At 64.5% G+C, this 14,394-nt stretch carries 14 protein-coding genes; 4 read left to right on the forward strand and 10 right to left on the reverse strand.

All coding sequences use genetic code 11. The features are described from left to right. Positions 1 to 99 precede the first annotated feature (99 nt). The gene (gene acs, locus AC1ROB_RS06910; RefSeq protein ID WP_492971937.1) at positions 100 to 2,043 is read left to right on the forward strand and encodes an acetate--CoA ligase; all 1,944 of its coding nucleotides are present in this window, start codon (positions 100 to 102) and stop codon (positions 2,041 to 2,043) included. 426 nt (positions 2,044 to 2,469) lie between these two features. After that, positions 2,470 to 2,655, forward strand: a complete 186-nt coding sequence (locus tag AC1ROB_RS06915; protein WP_492971936.1) for a hypothetical protein — start codon at positions 2,470 to 2,472, stop codon at positions 2,653 to 2,655. Here the strand turns inward: AC1ROB_RS06915 and AC1ROB_RS06920 are convergent, their stop codons facing one another. The 4 genes from AC1ROB_RS06920 to AC1ROB_RS06935 are packed head-to-tail and all read right to left on the reverse strand — an operon-like array spanning position 2,656 to position 6,437. Next, positions 2,656 to 4,818, reverse strand: a complete 2,163-nt coding sequence (locus AC1ROB_RS06920) for an FUSC family protein (protein ID WP_492971935.1) — start codon at positions 4,816 to 4,818, stop codon at positions 2,656 to 2,658. Between the two features lie 43 nt (positions 4,819 to 4,861). Further along, entirely contained in the window at positions 4,862 to 5,377 is a 516-nt protein-coding gene (locus AC1ROB_RS06925) for a GNAT family N-acetyltransferase (RefSeq protein WP_492971934.1), read from the reverse strand. Continuing rightward, positions 5,374 to 5,871: a GNAT family N-acetyltransferase gene (locus AC1ROB_RS06930; RefSeq protein WP_492971933.1), complete on the reverse strand. Its 498-nt coding sequence runs from the start codon at positions 5,869 to 5,871 to the stop codon at positions 5,374 to 5,376. Before AC1ROB_RS06930 ends, AC1ROB_RS06925 begins: the two co-directional genes overlap by 4 nt. Beyond that, positions 5,868 to 6,437 carry a helix-turn-helix domain-containing protein gene (locus tag AC1ROB_RS06935; RefSeq protein ID WP_492971932.1) on the reverse strand — a complete coding sequence of 190 codons (570 nt, stop codon included), beginning with the start codon at positions 6,435 to 6,437 and terminating at the stop codon, positions 5,868 to 5,870. Before AC1ROB_RS06935 ends, AC1ROB_RS06930 begins: the two co-directional genes overlap by 4 nt. Before the next feature lie 93 nt (positions 6,438 to 6,530). Between AC1ROB_RS06935 and AC1ROB_RS06940 the strand changes: the two genes are divergently transcribed. After that, on the forward strand, positions 6,531 to 7,661 hold the full coding sequence (locus AC1ROB_RS06940; RefSeq protein ID WP_492971931.1) for a PQQ-dependent sugar dehydrogenase: 1,131 nt from the start codon (positions 6,531 to 6,533) through the stop codon (positions 7,659 to 7,661). Between the two features lie 40 nt (positions 7,662 to 7,701). On the opposite strand, the gene AC1ROB_RS06945 is transcribed toward AC1ROB_RS06940, so the two are convergent. The 4 genes from AC1ROB_RS06945 to AC1ROB_RS06960 all read right to left on the reverse strand — a co-directional run bounded on the left by AC1ROB_RS06945 (position 7,702) and on the right by AC1ROB_RS06960 (position 12,340). After that, positions 7,702 to 9,168 (reverse strand): TRAP transporter large permease, encoded by a 1,467-nt coding sequence (locus AC1ROB_RS06945; protein ID WP_492971930.1) that lies wholly within the window; start codon positions 9,166 to 9,168, stop codon positions 7,702 to 7,704. A gap of 37 nt (positions 9,169 to 9,205) precedes the next feature. Then, complete coding sequence (locus tag AC1ROB_RS06950) at positions 9,206 to 9,745, reverse strand: TRAP transporter small permease subunit (RefSeq protein WP_492971929.1); 540 nt, start codon at positions 9,743 to 9,745, stop codon at positions 9,206 to 9,208. A 219-nt stretch (positions 9,746 to 9,964) separates the two neighbouring features. Continuing rightward, the gene (locus AC1ROB_RS06955; protein ID WP_492971928.1) at positions 9,965 to 10,813 is read right to left on the reverse strand and encodes a hypothetical protein; all 849 of its coding nucleotides are present in this window, start codon (positions 10,811 to 10,813) and stop codon (positions 9,965 to 9,967) included. Between the two features lie 117 nt (positions 10,814 to 10,930). After that, positions 10,931 to 12,340, reverse strand: coding sequence for an aspartate aminotransferase family protein (locus tag AC1ROB_RS06960; protein WP_492971927.1), 1,410 nt, complete (start codon positions 12,338 to 12,340; stop codon positions 10,931 to 10,933). A 92-nt stretch (positions 12,341 to 12,432) separates the two neighbouring features. On the opposite strand from AC1ROB_RS06960, the gene AC1ROB_RS06965 reads away from it, so the two are divergent. Then, positions 12,433 to 13,362 (forward strand): alpha/beta hydrolase, encoded by a 930-nt coding sequence (locus tag AC1ROB_RS06965; protein ID WP_492971926.1) that lies wholly within the window; start codon positions 12,433 to 12,435, stop codon positions 13,360 to 13,362. Here the strand turns inward: AC1ROB_RS06965 and AC1ROB_RS06970 are convergent. Both AC1ROB_RS06970 and AC1ROB_RS06975 read right to left on the reverse strand, forming a co-directional pair. Beyond that, complete coding sequence (locus AC1ROB_RS06970; protein ID WP_492971925.1) at positions 13,359 to 13,880, reverse strand: MarR family winged helix-turn-helix transcriptional regulator; 522 nt, start codon at positions 13,878 to 13,880, stop codon at positions 13,359 to 13,361. The genes AC1ROB_RS06965 and AC1ROB_RS06970 overlap by 4 nt on opposite strands. Positions 13,881 to 13,899: 19 nt before the next feature. After that, on the reverse strand, positions 13,900 to 14,292 hold the full coding sequence (locus AC1ROB_RS06975; protein ID WP_492971924.1) for a response regulator: 393 nt from the start codon (positions 14,290 to 14,292) through the stop codon (positions 13,900 to 13,902). Positions 14,293 to 14,394 lie beyond the last annotated feature (102 nt).

Raw genomic sequence — 14,394 nt, forward strand, 5'->3', positions numbered from 1 at the left:
TGTCCGTTTCCACCCGAGCGGGCATCATCCGGCCCGATAGGGGAAACGCCGCCGGACCGCGTCGTCCGGGCGTGGATTCAGAACGAGAGGGAGCCGATCATGGCCGAGAATGAACTGTTTCCGGTGAGCGCCGACTGGGCCAAGCGCGCCTGGGCCGATGCCGGCAAGTACAAGGCCATGTACGAACAGTCGGTGAAGGACCCGAACGGCTTCTGGGGCGAGCAGGGCAAGCGTGTCGACTGGATCAAGCCCTATACCCAGGTGAAAGACGTCTCCTTCGACAAGGCCGATCTGCATATCCGCTGGTTTGCCGATGGCGTGCTGAACGTCTCGACCAACTGCATCGACCGTCATCTGGCCAAGCGTGCGAACCAGACCGCGATCATCTGGGAAGGCGACGATCCGTCGAAGTCGGAAAACATCACCTACCAGCAGCTTCATGACGAAGTCTGCCGCATGGCCAATGTGATGAAGGCCAACGGCGTCAAGAAGGGCGACCGCGTCACCATCTATCTGCCGATGATCCCGGCGGCGGCCTATGCGATGCTGGCCTGCACGCGCATCGGCGCCGTGCATTCCATCGTCTTCGGCGGTTTCTCGCCCGACAGCCTGGCCAACCGCATCCAGGATTGCGACAGCCAGTTCCTCATCACTGCCGATGAAGGCCTGCGCGGCGGCCGCGGGGTGCCGCTGAAGGCCAATGCCGATGCGGCGCTCAAGACCTGCCCCGGCGTGAAGAAGGTGCTGGTGGTGAAGCATACCGGCGGCAAGATCGAGATGGCGGCCGGCCGCGACATCTGGCTGCATGAAGAAGCCGCCAAGGTTCCGGCGACCTGCGCGCCGGAGCCGATGAATGCGGAGGACCCGCTGTTCATCCTCTATACCTCGGGCTCGACCGGCAAGCCCAAGGGCGTGCTGCACACCACCGGCGGCTACCTGGTCTTCGCCTCGATGACGCACCAGTATGTCTTCGATTACCACGACGGCGATATCTACTGGTGCACCGCCGATGTGGGCTGGGTCACCGGCCACAGCTATATCGTCTATGGCCCGCTGGCCAATGGCGCCACCACGCTGATGTTCGAAGGCGTGCCGAACTATCCCGATGCCTCGCGCTTCTGGCAGGTGATCGACAAGCACAAGGTCAACATCTTCTACACCGCGCCGACCGCGATCCGTGCCCTGATGCGCGATGGCGAAGCGCCGGTGAAGAAGACCAGCCGCGCATCGTTGCGCCTGCTCGGTTCGGTCGGCGAGCCGATAAATCCGGAAGCCTGGCTCTGGTATCACCGCGTGGTCGGCGACGGCCGCTGCCCCATCGTCGATACCTGGTGGCAGACCGAGACCGGTGGCATCCTCATCACCCCGCTGCCCGGCGCCATCGACCAGAAGCCCGGTTCGGCGACGCTGCCCTTCTTCGGCGTGCAGCCGCAGTTGGTGGATGGCGACGGCAAGGTGCTGGAGGGCGCCACCGACGGCAACCTCTGCATCACCGACAGCTGGCCGGGCCAGATGCGCACGGTCTATGGCGATCACCAGCGTTTCATCGACACCTACTTCAGCACCTTCCCCGGCAAGTATTTCACCGGTGACGGCTGCCGCCGCGATGCCGATGGCTATTACTGGATCACCGGCCGCGTCGACGACGTGATCAACGTGTCGGGCCATCGCATGGGCACGGCGGAAGTCGAAAGCGCGCTGGTCGCCCATCTCAAGGTGGCCGAGGCCGCCGTGGTCGGCTATCCGCATGACATCAAGGGCCAGGGCATCTACGCCTATGTGACGCTCAAGGCCGGCATCCAGCCGACCGAAGAGCTGCGCAAGGAACTGGTGCAGCATGTGCGCACGCTGATCGGGCCGATCGCCTCGCCCGATCTGATCCAGTGGGCGCCGGGCCTGCCGAAGACGCGCTCGGGCAAGATCATGCGCCGCATCCTGCGCAAGATCGCCGAGAACGAATTCTCGGCGCTGGGCGACACCAGCACGCTGGCCGATCCCACCGTGGTCGACGATCTGGTCACCAACCGCATGAACAAGAGCTGAGGCCCGCTGCCTATCGCCCGCCGCCCAGACGCGGCGGGACCGGATCAGGGGGCCGCGCAGGCCCCTTGATTTTGCGTTTCTTGTTCCTATTTTGTTTCTTTTCGGTTTTGGACATCGTGAATCGACCCGCCGCTCCACCCGCCCTGAAGGCTGGGACCCACGGCTCAGGCTGGCCAAAAATGGTTCGAGATGGCTGAAAATGGTTTCCAGGTGGCTCCAAATGGCCAACTTTGGTCCAGTTTGGCTCAAGATGGCTCAGGATGGCAGGTTTTGCAGTTGCCGGATTCAACAGAATCAAAGGCTTAAGGGTAAAAAGGCCCGCGCGGCAACCCTGCCTGCACTGATGAGGCTGATGGCACTGATGGCAGGGGAACCCTCCGGCCCGCCGGGCCTTATCCCTCTGACTGCTTAACAGATGGAGGTCCCATGTCGTCCTCAGCCGGATACGGCCCCAAGGAGCGGACCGAATACGACACCCGCGACCGCACGATAACCACCAACAAGGCGCGCGCCGGGATCGAGCTGCATCGCATGCGTTATGTGCTCGGCTTCGGCATCGCCGGCGCCATCATCGCCTTCGCGCTCGCCTGGTATTTCCTGATCGGCGTCTGATCAGGCGCGCTTCAGCGGCGCGATCTCAAGCCCGGCGGCCAGGTCGTTGATCTGCGCCGCCACCGCTTCGGCCTGCGCCAGCCGCTGCATCAGCGCCGCGACCAGCTGCCATTGCGCACTGCCGGTGTCGCCGTCGCGCGGCAGGGCATCGGGCGCAGGATTTTCCGTATCCTCCGCATGGCCCAGCAACGCCAGCAGCCGGCCATGATGCTGCGCCAGCAGCGCGTCGGTGACGCCTGCATCCAGCTCGCGGCCGCGGATGCGCAGCAGCACATGCAGGGCTGCAAGCTGTGCCATCATGCGGTAATTGGCCGACAGAAACGCCTGAAGCCGTGGCAGATCGGCATGGCTGGCACCCGGTTCGGCGGCCAGGCGGCGCAGCGCGCCGGCGAAATCGGCGCCGGCATCGAACACATCCTTGCGCGCCAGGCGATAACTCTGCTCGGTCGGCTGCCGTTTCAGGGCCTGGCGGGCGTATTTGCGGTTGGCGCGCAGCAGCGTGGCGGTCAGCATCGGCAGGCTCTGCCGCTCCCAGTAAGGCAGGATGAAGCTGAAGGCGGCGGCGATGACGACGCCGATCGCGGTATCCAGCAGGCGTTCCAGCAGCAGCGAGCTGTCGCTCGGATTGAGGAAATGCATCATCAGCAGCGCCATGATGCAGGCCGCCGTCGAGGTGATGCGATAGCGCACCGGCGCATAGGCATGCGACAGCCCGATGCTGACGAAATACACCGCCGCCAGTGCCGGATCGGGCAGCAGATGCAGGATGATCGCCGCCAGCACGCAGCCGATCAGGTTGCCGATCAGACGGTCTTTCTGGCGTTGCCGTGTGGCGCTGTAACTGGCGCGCATGATGACGGCGACCGTCAGCAGGATCCAGCTGCCATGGCTGAAATAGCGGGTCAGCACTTCGGCGATGGCATAGGCGCAGAGCATCGCCGCGGTCAGCCGCAACGCATAGCGGAAAATCGGCGAACTGAGCCGCAGATGCCGCCGCATCACGGCGAGGCGATAGGGTCGCGGCGGCAGGAAGTCGGCCAGTTGCACGATGCTCAGCACGGCGTCGGCGGTGTCTTCGCGGCGCAGCGCCTGCTGTACCTGGACGGTGGCGTCGATGGCATGGCCGATGCGTTCCAGTGTGGCGCGCAGTTCGATCACTGCCTGGCCATGCTCGGTGGCGGCATCCATGCCGGCATCCAGTGGCGCGATCTGCTGCACGCGTGCGGCAATGGCGGCGAATTCGGCGCGCAGGGCTTCGATATCGGCGCTCGGGCGGCCGCTGTCGGCTTCCTCGGCCAGGGTGCCGAGCAGGTCGGCGATATGCAGCACGCCATCGCGGATGCTGACCAGGATCAGGCTGCTGTCGCGCTGGCTGCCGAACTGGCGCTGCAGCAGCCAGTAATCGGTCTGGCTCGACAGGATGGTCTCGAAGGCATCCAGCATGGCCACCAGGGCCGCGGCCCATTCCCGCTCCCGGGTGCGCTCCATGGTGCGGAACAGCAGGTTGCGCGCGGATTCAACGCGCTCCATCAGCGTCACCTGCCGCTCGATCAGCGCGGCATAGGCCGCCTCGATCGGCGTTTCGGTGTCATACAGGCTGGCCTTGGCCCGCACATAGGCGGCAAAGGCCTCCAGTGCGCCGGCCAGCGCGATCTGCTTGTGGCGCGCCTCCAGCCATTCCGCGGCCAGCATGCCGAAGACGCCATAGGCCGCAGCACCCGTGGCGAAGCACAGCGCATGCAGCACGGCGGCATGGGGATCCGGCGTCGGCGTGCCGAAGGCGAAGATCATCGCCAGGATCATCGACATGCTGAGCGCCAGCGCGCTCTTGCCATAGACCGAGACCATGGCGGCCAGGAAGCTGGTGACGGCGACGATAGGCAGCTGCGCCCAGGCATTGCCGCTGCTCAGGCCGACCGCCAGCGTCACCAGGCTGCCGAAGATGAAGGCGATCAGGAAGCCCAGTCGCTTGTGGTCGGGCGTCGTCGGCGTATCGACGATGCTGACGCTGGTGGCGCCCACTGCCACCGCGGCGGCCACCTGATAGCCCGCGAACAGCCCGGCTGCCAGAACCACAATCAGCACGCCCGCCATGGCGGTCAGGCCGCTGAGCAGGTTCTGGGCCGGCAGGGAAAAATTCGCGAGGCTGAACGGATTGGTCATGGCGGCTGTTTGATCGCCGCTATTCTAGCGAGGCCGCTATGATCTAGGCGAGGTCTTTGTAGAAAAACGTGCAGGCCGCCACTGCGGTGCCGTCCGCCGTCCGGGCATAGCGCGGCACGATGCCGAACGACGTATAGCCCAGCGCCGCATACAGCCTTTCGGCGCTGCTGCCATGCTCCGTATCCAGCGTCAGCAGGTCGCGCTGCAGGCGGCGCGCTTCCGCTTCGGCCGCCAGCATCAGGGCACGGGCCAGGCCTTGGCGGCGGGCGCGGTGATGCACCAGCAGCTTCTTGATATCGGCGCGATGCGGCTGGTTCGGCGGCGTGTCGAGGCCCAGCATCACGGTGCCGGCAAGCCGCCCGTCATGGCGCGCCGCCAGCAGCACGGCATCGCCGCTGCGCAGAGCCGGCAGTTGCCGCTGCCAGAAGGCCTTTGCCTGCTCATGGCTGAAGGGCTGCACGAAGTTGACGCTGGCGCCGCCCTCCACGCAGTCCTTCAGGATATCGGCCAGCGCATCGAGTTCGGCTTCCGCCGTGGCGGCATTGAGAACGGCGATCATGCCTGCAGCATCCTTTGCAGGAAGACGAGGTCGAGCCAGCGCTCGAATTTCCAGCCGGCCTCGCGGATCACGCCGGCGGGCGCATAGCCCAGCCGTTCATGCAGGCGCAGGCTGGCGGCATTATCAGCGGTGATGCCAGCGATCATGGTGCGCAGGCCGCGCGCTTTCGCGATCTCCAGCAGCGGCGCCAGCAGGAGTTTTCCGATGCCCTTGCCGCGGCTGTCGGGCGCCACATAGATGGCGTTCTCCACTGTGTAGAGATAGGCCGGCCAGGGGCGGAAGGGTCCGTAGCTGCAATAGCCCAGCACCGTGCCGTTTTCCTCGGCCACCAGCACCGGAAGGTTCTGTTCGGCCTTCATCCGCAGCCAGTCGGCCTGCGCCTGCGGCTCGCGCGCGGTATAGTCGAAGACCGCCGTGGTGTTCAGTACGGCATCGTTATAGATGGCGCGGATCGCCTCGGCGTCTGCGGGCCGCACATCGCGGATCTGGATCATCGGGTCGCTCGCTTGGCAATGATGACGAGGTAGCGGCAGGCGGTGCTGCCGGTGTTGGTGAAAACATGCGGCTGGTCGAGCGCGCAATGCAGGCAGTCGTCGGCGCCGATGGCAAAGCTCTCGGCCCCGCTCTGGAAGGTGAGCGTGCCACTGACGCCGAGGATGTGCTGGTCGTAGGATTGCGGCGGCAGGGCTGGATAGCTGATGCGCGCGCCGGGCGGCAGGGTCGCCTGCACGATCTCGACCATCGAGCCGGTGCCGGCGGGACTGACGGCCTGCCGTTCGAAGCCGGTTTCGGGATCGCGCCATTGCGGCTGGGCGGCGGCCTTCAGCAGCACCAGGCTGCGGTCCTCCACGGCGGCCATCAGGCCCGAGAGCGTGATCTCCAGCCCGGCGCAGAGCCGGCCGAGCAGGGCGGCGGTGGGGCTGGCTTCGCGGCGCTCGATCCGGGATATCATCGGCTTGCTGACGCCGCTGCGGGTGGCCAGTTCGGCCAGCGAAAAGCCCAGCTCCTCGCGGCGGGTTTTCAGGCGGCTGGCGATCCGGGCTTCGATATCGTCATTCATGAGACAATCGTCTACTATAAGAGACATCTTTTCGTCAACTGGCCATGGCGGGCCCGGCCGCCTATCTGTTCAAGGGTCAGCAATGGAGGGGTCATGCGTCGATTAGCCGGTCTTGGGTTGCTGGGTCTGCTGGTTGCCGTTCCGGCGGCCGGCCAGCCGGCAAAAGTCATCCGTACCGAGGATGTGGCGGTCCGCGCCGTCACGGTGGCGCGCGGCCTGGAGAATCCCTGGGGCATGGCCTTCCTGCCCGATGGCCGCCTGCTGGTGACCGAACGGCCGGGCAAGATGCGTGTGGTGAAGGACGGCCAAGTCTCGGCGCCGCTGGGTAACGTGCCGAAGGTGTTCGACAGCGGCCAGGGCGGCCTGCTGGACGTGACGCTGGACGCGGACTTCGCCAGCAACCGGAAAATCTACTTCACCTATGCCGAGCCTGGCCAAGGAGCGGAGCAGGGCGGTGCCGGCACGGCGCTGGCCAGTGCGGTGTTTGCCGAGACCCGCCTGGAGGATGTGAAGGTGCTGTTCCGGCAGCAGCCGAAACTGTCCGGCGGCCTGCATTTCGGCAGCCGCGTGGTCGTTGGCCCGGATGGCAAACTGTGGCTGGGTCTGGGCGAACGGTATCGCCGCGACGAGGCGCAGAACCTGAATGTCCATCTGGGCAAGGTGATCCGGCTGAACACCGACGGCAGCGTGCCGGCTGACAATCCCTTTGTCGGCCGCAACGATGCGCAGCCTGAAATCTGGTCTTACGGCCATCGCAATATCCAGGGCATGACGCGGCATCCGCAGACCGGCATCGTCTGGCTGCATGAACACGGTGCCCAGGGTGGCGACGAGATCAATATCCCCGAGCGCGGCCGGAACTATGGCTGGCCGGTCATCACCCACGGCATCGACTACAGCGGCGCGAAGATCGGTATCGGCACGGCGGCACCCGGCATGGAGCAGCCGCTGCTGCACTGGACACCCTCGATCGCGCCTTCGGGCATGGCGTTTTACAGCGGCGACAGGATACCCGCCTGGAAAGGCAACCTGTTTGTCGGCTCGCTAAAATTCGGCACGCTGCATCGCGTGGTGCTGGATGGCGCCAGGGTCGTCAGGCAGGAGCAGATGCTGAAGGATATCGGCGACAACATCCGCGATGTGCGCAACGGACCGGATGGCTATCTCTATCTCGCCACCGACAGTCCGCAGGGCCGCATCCTGCGGCTGGAAGTCGCCGACTGATCACATGAAAAAAGCCCGGCATCGCTGCCGGGCTTTTTGCTTAATCGGCCTTGGGCCGCAGCTCTTCGGGGACTTCCGGTTCGTCGTCGGGGTCCGGTGTGTCCGGGCTGGCATTGGAATCGGTGCCCATCGGATCGTTGGGGATTTCGATCTGGATCGTATTGGGATCGACACTCGGGCCGTCATCCAGCCAGTAGGTCACCGATTCCGGCCAGAAGATCAGAATGCCGACCAGGATCAGCTGCAGAATCACCCATGGGATGGCACCCCAGTAAATATCCGAACTTCGGACCGATTTCGGCGCGATGCCGCGCAGATAGAACAATGCAAAGCCGAAGGGCGGATGCATGAACGAGGTCTGCATGTTGGCGCCCAGCATGACGCCGAACCAGATCAGGTCGATGCCGAGCTTGGTCGCCACCGGCGCCAGCAGCGGGATGATGATGAAGGCGATCTCGAAGAAATCGAGGAAGAACGCCAGGAAGAAGACGAAGATGTTGACGAAGATCAGGAAGCCGACAGCGCCGCCGGGCAGGCTGGTCAGCAGATGCTCGATCCACAGATCGCCGTCCACGCCGCGGAAGGTCAGGCCGAACACGGTGGAGCCGACCAGGATGAACACCACCATCGCGGTGATGCGCATGGTCGAGCCCATGCCCTGCCACAGCAGGTCCCAGCTCAGGCGCTTGTGGATCGCAGCCAGCACCATGGCGCCGACAGCACCCATGGCGCCGCCTTCGGTCGGTGTGGCCAAGCCCATCAGGATGGTGCCCAGAACCAGGAAGATCAGGACCAACGAGGGCACGATGCCCCAGAGGATTTTCTTGGCCAGCGCCCAGCCATGAATGGTGCGGGCTTCCAGCGGCAGGGCGGGCACCCATTGCGGCTTGAAGATGCTGACGCCGAAGATGAACAGGCAGAACAGGGCGACCTGCAGCATGCTGGGGCCGATGGCGCCGGCATACATGTCGCCGACCGAGCGACCGAGCTGGTCGGCCAGCACGACCAGCACCAGCGAAGGCGGAATCAGCTGGGTGATGGTGCCCGAGGCTGCAATAACGCCGGTGGCGAGCCGCATGTCATAGCCGTAGCGCATCATCACCGGCAGCGAGATCAGGCCCATGGCGATGACGGAAGCCGCCACCGTGCCGGTGATGGCGCCGAGCACGGCGCCGACCAGGATCACGGCATAGGCGAGGCCGCCGCGGATCGGACCGAAGGCCTGACCCAGGCCATCGAGCAGGTCTTCCGCCAGGCCGCAGCGCTCCAGGATCGCGCCCATGAAGGTGAAGAAGGGAATGGCCAGCAGCAGGTCGTTGGCCATGATGCCGAAGACGCGCTCGGGCAGGGCCTGCAGCAGGGCTGAGGAGAAGAAGCCCTGCTCGATGCCGATGAAACCGAAGAACAGACCGACCGCCGCGAGCGAGAAGGCGACCGGGTAGCCGATCAACATGAAGACCACGAGGCCCCCGAACATCAGGGGCGCCATCCAATCCAACGGAATCATTTCTGGTATCCTCGAACCCTGAAGGCCAGCGCAGCGGTCACTGCAACGGCTTTTCGTATTTGATGATCAGTTCTTCATGACCCTGCAGCGCGGCGATGCGCTTGATGATCTCGGAGAGACCCTGGAGAGTGAGCAGGAAGAAGCCGATCGGCACGCAGATCTTCACCGGCCAGCGCAGCAGGCCGCCGGCATTGGTCGACATCTCGTTGATGACCCAGGAATTGTGGAACATCGGCCAGGACAGCCAGCCGATGATGACGGTCGCTGGCAACAGGAAGAAGATGCCGCCCAGCAGGTCGATCCACATCTGGGCCTTCGATGACACGTTGCCGTAAATGATGTCGACGCGCACATGCTCGTTGCGATTCAGGGTATAGGCGGCGCCAAGCAGGAAGATCGCGCCGAACATGTACCACTGGATTTCGAGCCAGGCATTCGAACTGGCATTGAACAGATAGCGGGAGAAGGCGTTGCCGGCGCTGATCAGGCAGGACAGCAGGATCAGCCAGGTGGCAATCCAGCCGATCCAGGTGTTGAGGCGGTCGACGGCAGTACTGAAAGCCAGAAGCGCACGCATAGACAAATTCCCCCTTCGCACCGGATCGTCCCTGATCCGGATCGTCGGCGGCCCGGTGTGTCACGCCATGGCCGTCCCTGTTTGCGGGGCTGTTTCTTATTCTATGCGGGTCGTTCTATCCAGCCCCGGTCGACGACCGGCGCTATATATAATCGACTGCCCACCAATAAGGCATAAAATTTTCGTAAAATCGTGGACTTAGCGGCTTTTGCCGCAGGTTCAGCCCATCTCGCCCGTATTCGGGTTGTAGTTATTGATCGTCCGGTGGACCACATCCAGCAGGTTGCGGGCGATCGGGTCCTGGCCATTCAGGATCAGGGTGAAGGCCACCCGTGTCATGCCCAGTTTCTGGGCAACCTGGTCGAGGGTCAGACCGCGGGCGCGACAGGCGGCGCTGACCATGTCGAACGAGCCCTTGTCGAGGAAAACCCGGCCCCATTCATCCCGGCCGGTGAGGCGGATCGGCTTGATATCGGTGGTGCTGCCGCTGCCGCGAGCCTGCCCGCCGCCCGCGCCTTTGGCAGCGGCCGTGACGATACCAGTCCGCTGCGGCGGGCGGTAATCCGGGTCGCGTTCGAACACTTCCAGCTGCGGGGCCTGGTCCATCAGATGCTGCAGCATCTTGCGCATATGCTCCAGCAGATCGCCGGCGCTGCCGCCGGCTTCGGGCCCGTCGATCAGCATGCTGCTGAGTTCTTCCAGCCGCTTCAGCCGCGAGGCGAAGAATTCCCGCGCGCCATAGGGCAGGGCAGAGCGGGCCTCGATCAGGTTCTCGAGGTAGCTCTGCTTGATGTCGATTTCCATCTTGAGAATCTTGGCGCGCATCTGCGCCACATAGCGGCGCAGCTCGTCGCGACGGCCGGTCTTCAGCACCGACAGCCGGCCTTCGGCCACCTCGGCGGCCTGGTGGAAATCGTCGACCAGGCCGGAGAATTTGCGGAAACCGGAAACAGTGCTGCGCTTTTCCGCCGGATCTTCCGTGAATCTGAAGATCTGGAGGGCCCGTTGTTCAATTTTGGAAACCAGTTCGTTGGCTTCCTGGTTATGCGCGTGATTGTCAGCGATCATCGATAAATACTGTTTCGAGCCCGGTTACATTAACCTTAACACAATCCCCGCGATTGGCGAACCATCTGGTTACCCCTCAAAAGGATAGGGTGCAGCGCGACATGGCGCTGCCGCAGGTCAGCCTGCGATGCGCAGGCCCTGCTGAGTCACCCAGGCCTCGGTTTTGGCCAGGGCGCGTTCGAACCGGTCGAACAGCTCGTCGATCTCGCTTTCGGTGATGATCATCGGCGGGCAGAAGCCCATGACGTCGCCGCCCATGGCGCGATTGATCAGGCCTTCCTCCTGCGAGAAGTTCATGCAGGCAGCGCCGACGCCGGCCGTGGGGGCGAAGTTGCGCTTCGTCGCCTTGTCGGCCACCAGTTCCACGCCGCCGATCAGGCCGATGCCGCGGGCTTCGCCGACCAGCGGATGATCGCCCAGCTTTTTCAGGCGGGCGAGGAAGCGCGGCGAAACGCTGTTCACATGCTCCAGGATGTTGCGCTCTTCATAGAGCTGCAGGGCGCGCAGCGCCACGGCGGCGGCCACCGGATGGCCGCCATAGGTGAAGCCATGGCCGAAGGTGCCGATCTTGCCGGAGTTGTCGCGGATCACCTCGTAGACATGCTCGGGCACCAGCACGGCCGAGATCGGCAGATAGGCGCCGGACAGTTGCTTGGCGCAGGAGATGAAATCCGGCTTGTAGTCGAAGCTCTGGGCGCCCCACCAGGTGCCGGTGCGGCCGAAGCCGCAGATCACTTCATCCGAGACGCTGAGGATATCGTGCTTTTTCAGCACCGCCTGGATGGCGGGGAAATAGCCCTTCGGCGGCAGGATCACGCCACCGGCGCCCATGACCGGTTCGGCGAAGAATCCGGCGATGCTGTCAGCGCCTTCTTCCGCGATGAAGGCTTCCAGATTGCGGGCCAGACGGGCGACGAAATCGGCCTCGCTCTCGCCGGCTTCCGCAAAGCGGTAATAATGCGGACAGTCGACATGCTTGATGCGGGCGATCGGCAGATCGAAGTCGCGATGGTTGGCCGGCAGGCCGGTCAGGCTGGCGCTGGCGACGGTGACGCCGTGATAGCCCTTCATGCGGCCGAGGATGGTTTTCTTCTCGGGCTTGCCGCGCGCGTTGTTGTAGTACCACATCAGCTTGATGAGGGTGTCGTTGGCGCCTGAGCCGCCTTCGGCGAAGAACACCTTGCCCACCGGCAGCGGGCTAAGCGCCTTCAGCTTCTCGGCCAGTTCCACCACCGGTCCAGTCGTCTTGTGACCGAAGCCATGATAGTAGGGCAGCTTGCGCATCTGCTCGATGGCGGCGTCGACCAGGGCGGCCTCGCTGAAGCCCAGGCCGGCGCACCACAGGCCGGCCATGCCTTCGATATATTCCTTGCCGGTGTCGTCATAGACATAGATGCCCTTGCCGCGCTCGATCACCAGCGGACCAGCGATCTCATGCTTCACCATGTTGGTATAGGGATGCATGACATGGGCGATGTCGCGGGCCGCCATGGAATTCGGGCGCGGGGGATTGGGCATCACGGTCATGGCAGACTCCGGGGCGGGCAGTGAGAGGTCGTCAGTAGACGGCGAAACACCCCCCGCTGTCAAAAGCCAAGCGGTGCCGTTAGACTCCGGGCATGACTGCACCGACTCTGACCCTGACCTCTCCCGCCGACGGCCTGGTGCTGCGCGGCTATGAATGGCTGCCGGCGGGCGATGCCGCCGCCGTGGTGGTGATCGCCCATGGCATGGCCGAGCATGCCGGCCGCTATGCCCGCTTTGCCGCGGCCCTGAACGGTGCCGGTTTTGCGGCTTACGGCTTCGATCATCGCGGCCATGGCCATACGGCGGCCCAGCCTGCCGATCTGGGCCATATGGCCGACCGCGATTCCTGGAACCGCGCCGTGGTCGACCTGGCCGCGGTCTGCCGCATGGCGGCCGCGCGCCATCCGGACCGCCCGGTGCTGCTGTTCGCCCATTCGATGGGCTCTTTCATGGCGCAGCAGCTGCTCTACGAGCATGGCGATCTGCTGGCCGGCTGCGTGCTCTGCGGCTCGAACGGCAAGCCGCCGGCGATTGCCGCGCTGGGGCGCCTGGTGACGCGGCTGGAGCGCCTGCGGCGCGGCCGGCGCGGCATCAGCCCGCTGGTGCAGTCGCTGTCCTTCGACGCCTTCAACAAGCGTTTCCAACCGGCGCGCACGCCCTATGACTGGCTGTCGCGCGATCCGGCTGAAGTCGACAAATATATCGCCGATCCCTTCTGCGGCTTTCCGATCACCATCGAATCCTGGATCGGCCTGCTGGACGGGTTGGAGGCGATGGCGCGGCCGCAGAACCAGGCGCGGATTCCGAAAGCGCGGCCGATTTTCGTGATCGCCGGTCGTCACGACCCGGTATCCGGCGGCGGCAAGGGCCTGCGGCAGTTGCTGGATGCTTATGCGGCCGCGGGATTGCAGCGGGTAGAAAGCCGCTTCTACGACGAGGCGCGGCACGAGCTGCTGAACGAGACCAACCGCGATGCGGTGACGGAAGACGTGCTCGGCTTTTTCCGGCGCTGCCTGACTTAAGACGCGGACTCTTCGGGGACCGTATCGACAGCAAGATTGCCGTAAATCCGGTGCAGCAGCGTCTTGAGCTGATCGATTTCATTATTGCTCAGGCCGGCCAGGGCGGCGCGTTCCAGCGCCGTGGCAGCCGGCGTCAGATCCGCGGTCAGTGCGGCGCCGGCCTGCGTCAGTCGGATGGCGATGGCGCGGGCATCGCTGGCATCGCGGGCCCGCAGCACCAGGGCCGCAGCCTCCAGGCCACCGACCAGGCGCGACAGCGTCGAAACCTCGATGCTGGTGCGGGCGGCCAGTTCGGTCAGGCGCTGGCCATCGCTTTCGCGCAGGGCCGCCAGCACGCGCCAGTCCTGCAGGGTGACGCCGGCATGGCGCAGTTTGCCGCCGAAGCGCAGGGCCAGCGAAACGCCGGCGCGATTGATGAGATAGGGCAGGTAATCGTCAAGCCGGAGCGGCGGGGCTGCATCCGCAGCGGGCGGCAGAACTGCGGTGGATTGATCCAGGGGAGGCGGGCTGGTGGCCATCGTGCGCGCGGCGCGGGCGTCAGTTGCCGAGCTTGCCCAGAACGGCTTCGATCTTCTGCTTCATGGTGGCGGCGTTGAACGGCTTCACCATGTAGTTGTTGACGCCGGCCTGGATGGCCGTCTTCACCATTTCGGTATCGCGCTGGCCGGTCGCCATGATGAAGGGCATGCGCTTGGTCAGCGGGTTGCTGCGAATGGTCTTGAGCAGGGTCAGACCATCCATCCCGTCCATGTTCCAGTCGGAAATGATCAGGTCGAATTTGTTCGAGCCAATGGCGACGAGGGCTTCCGCGCCGCTCTTGGCTTCAACGACATTCTTGATGCCGATTTCCTGGAGACAATACCGCGCGATGCCGCGCATGCTCATCTGGTCGTCGACAATCAAAACTCTAAGAGTGCTGGCCGAAGGCATATTGCCCCTCGCTTTTCCTCAACGCTACCAGCCGCAGCCATCCTGGCCGGCGGCACACGATTCAACACCTAACATCATGGTTTTTAGCGCAAAAAACAAGTT

The sequence above is a fragment of the Ferrovibrio sp. GW821-FHT12F09 genome (genome assembly GCF_058806775.1).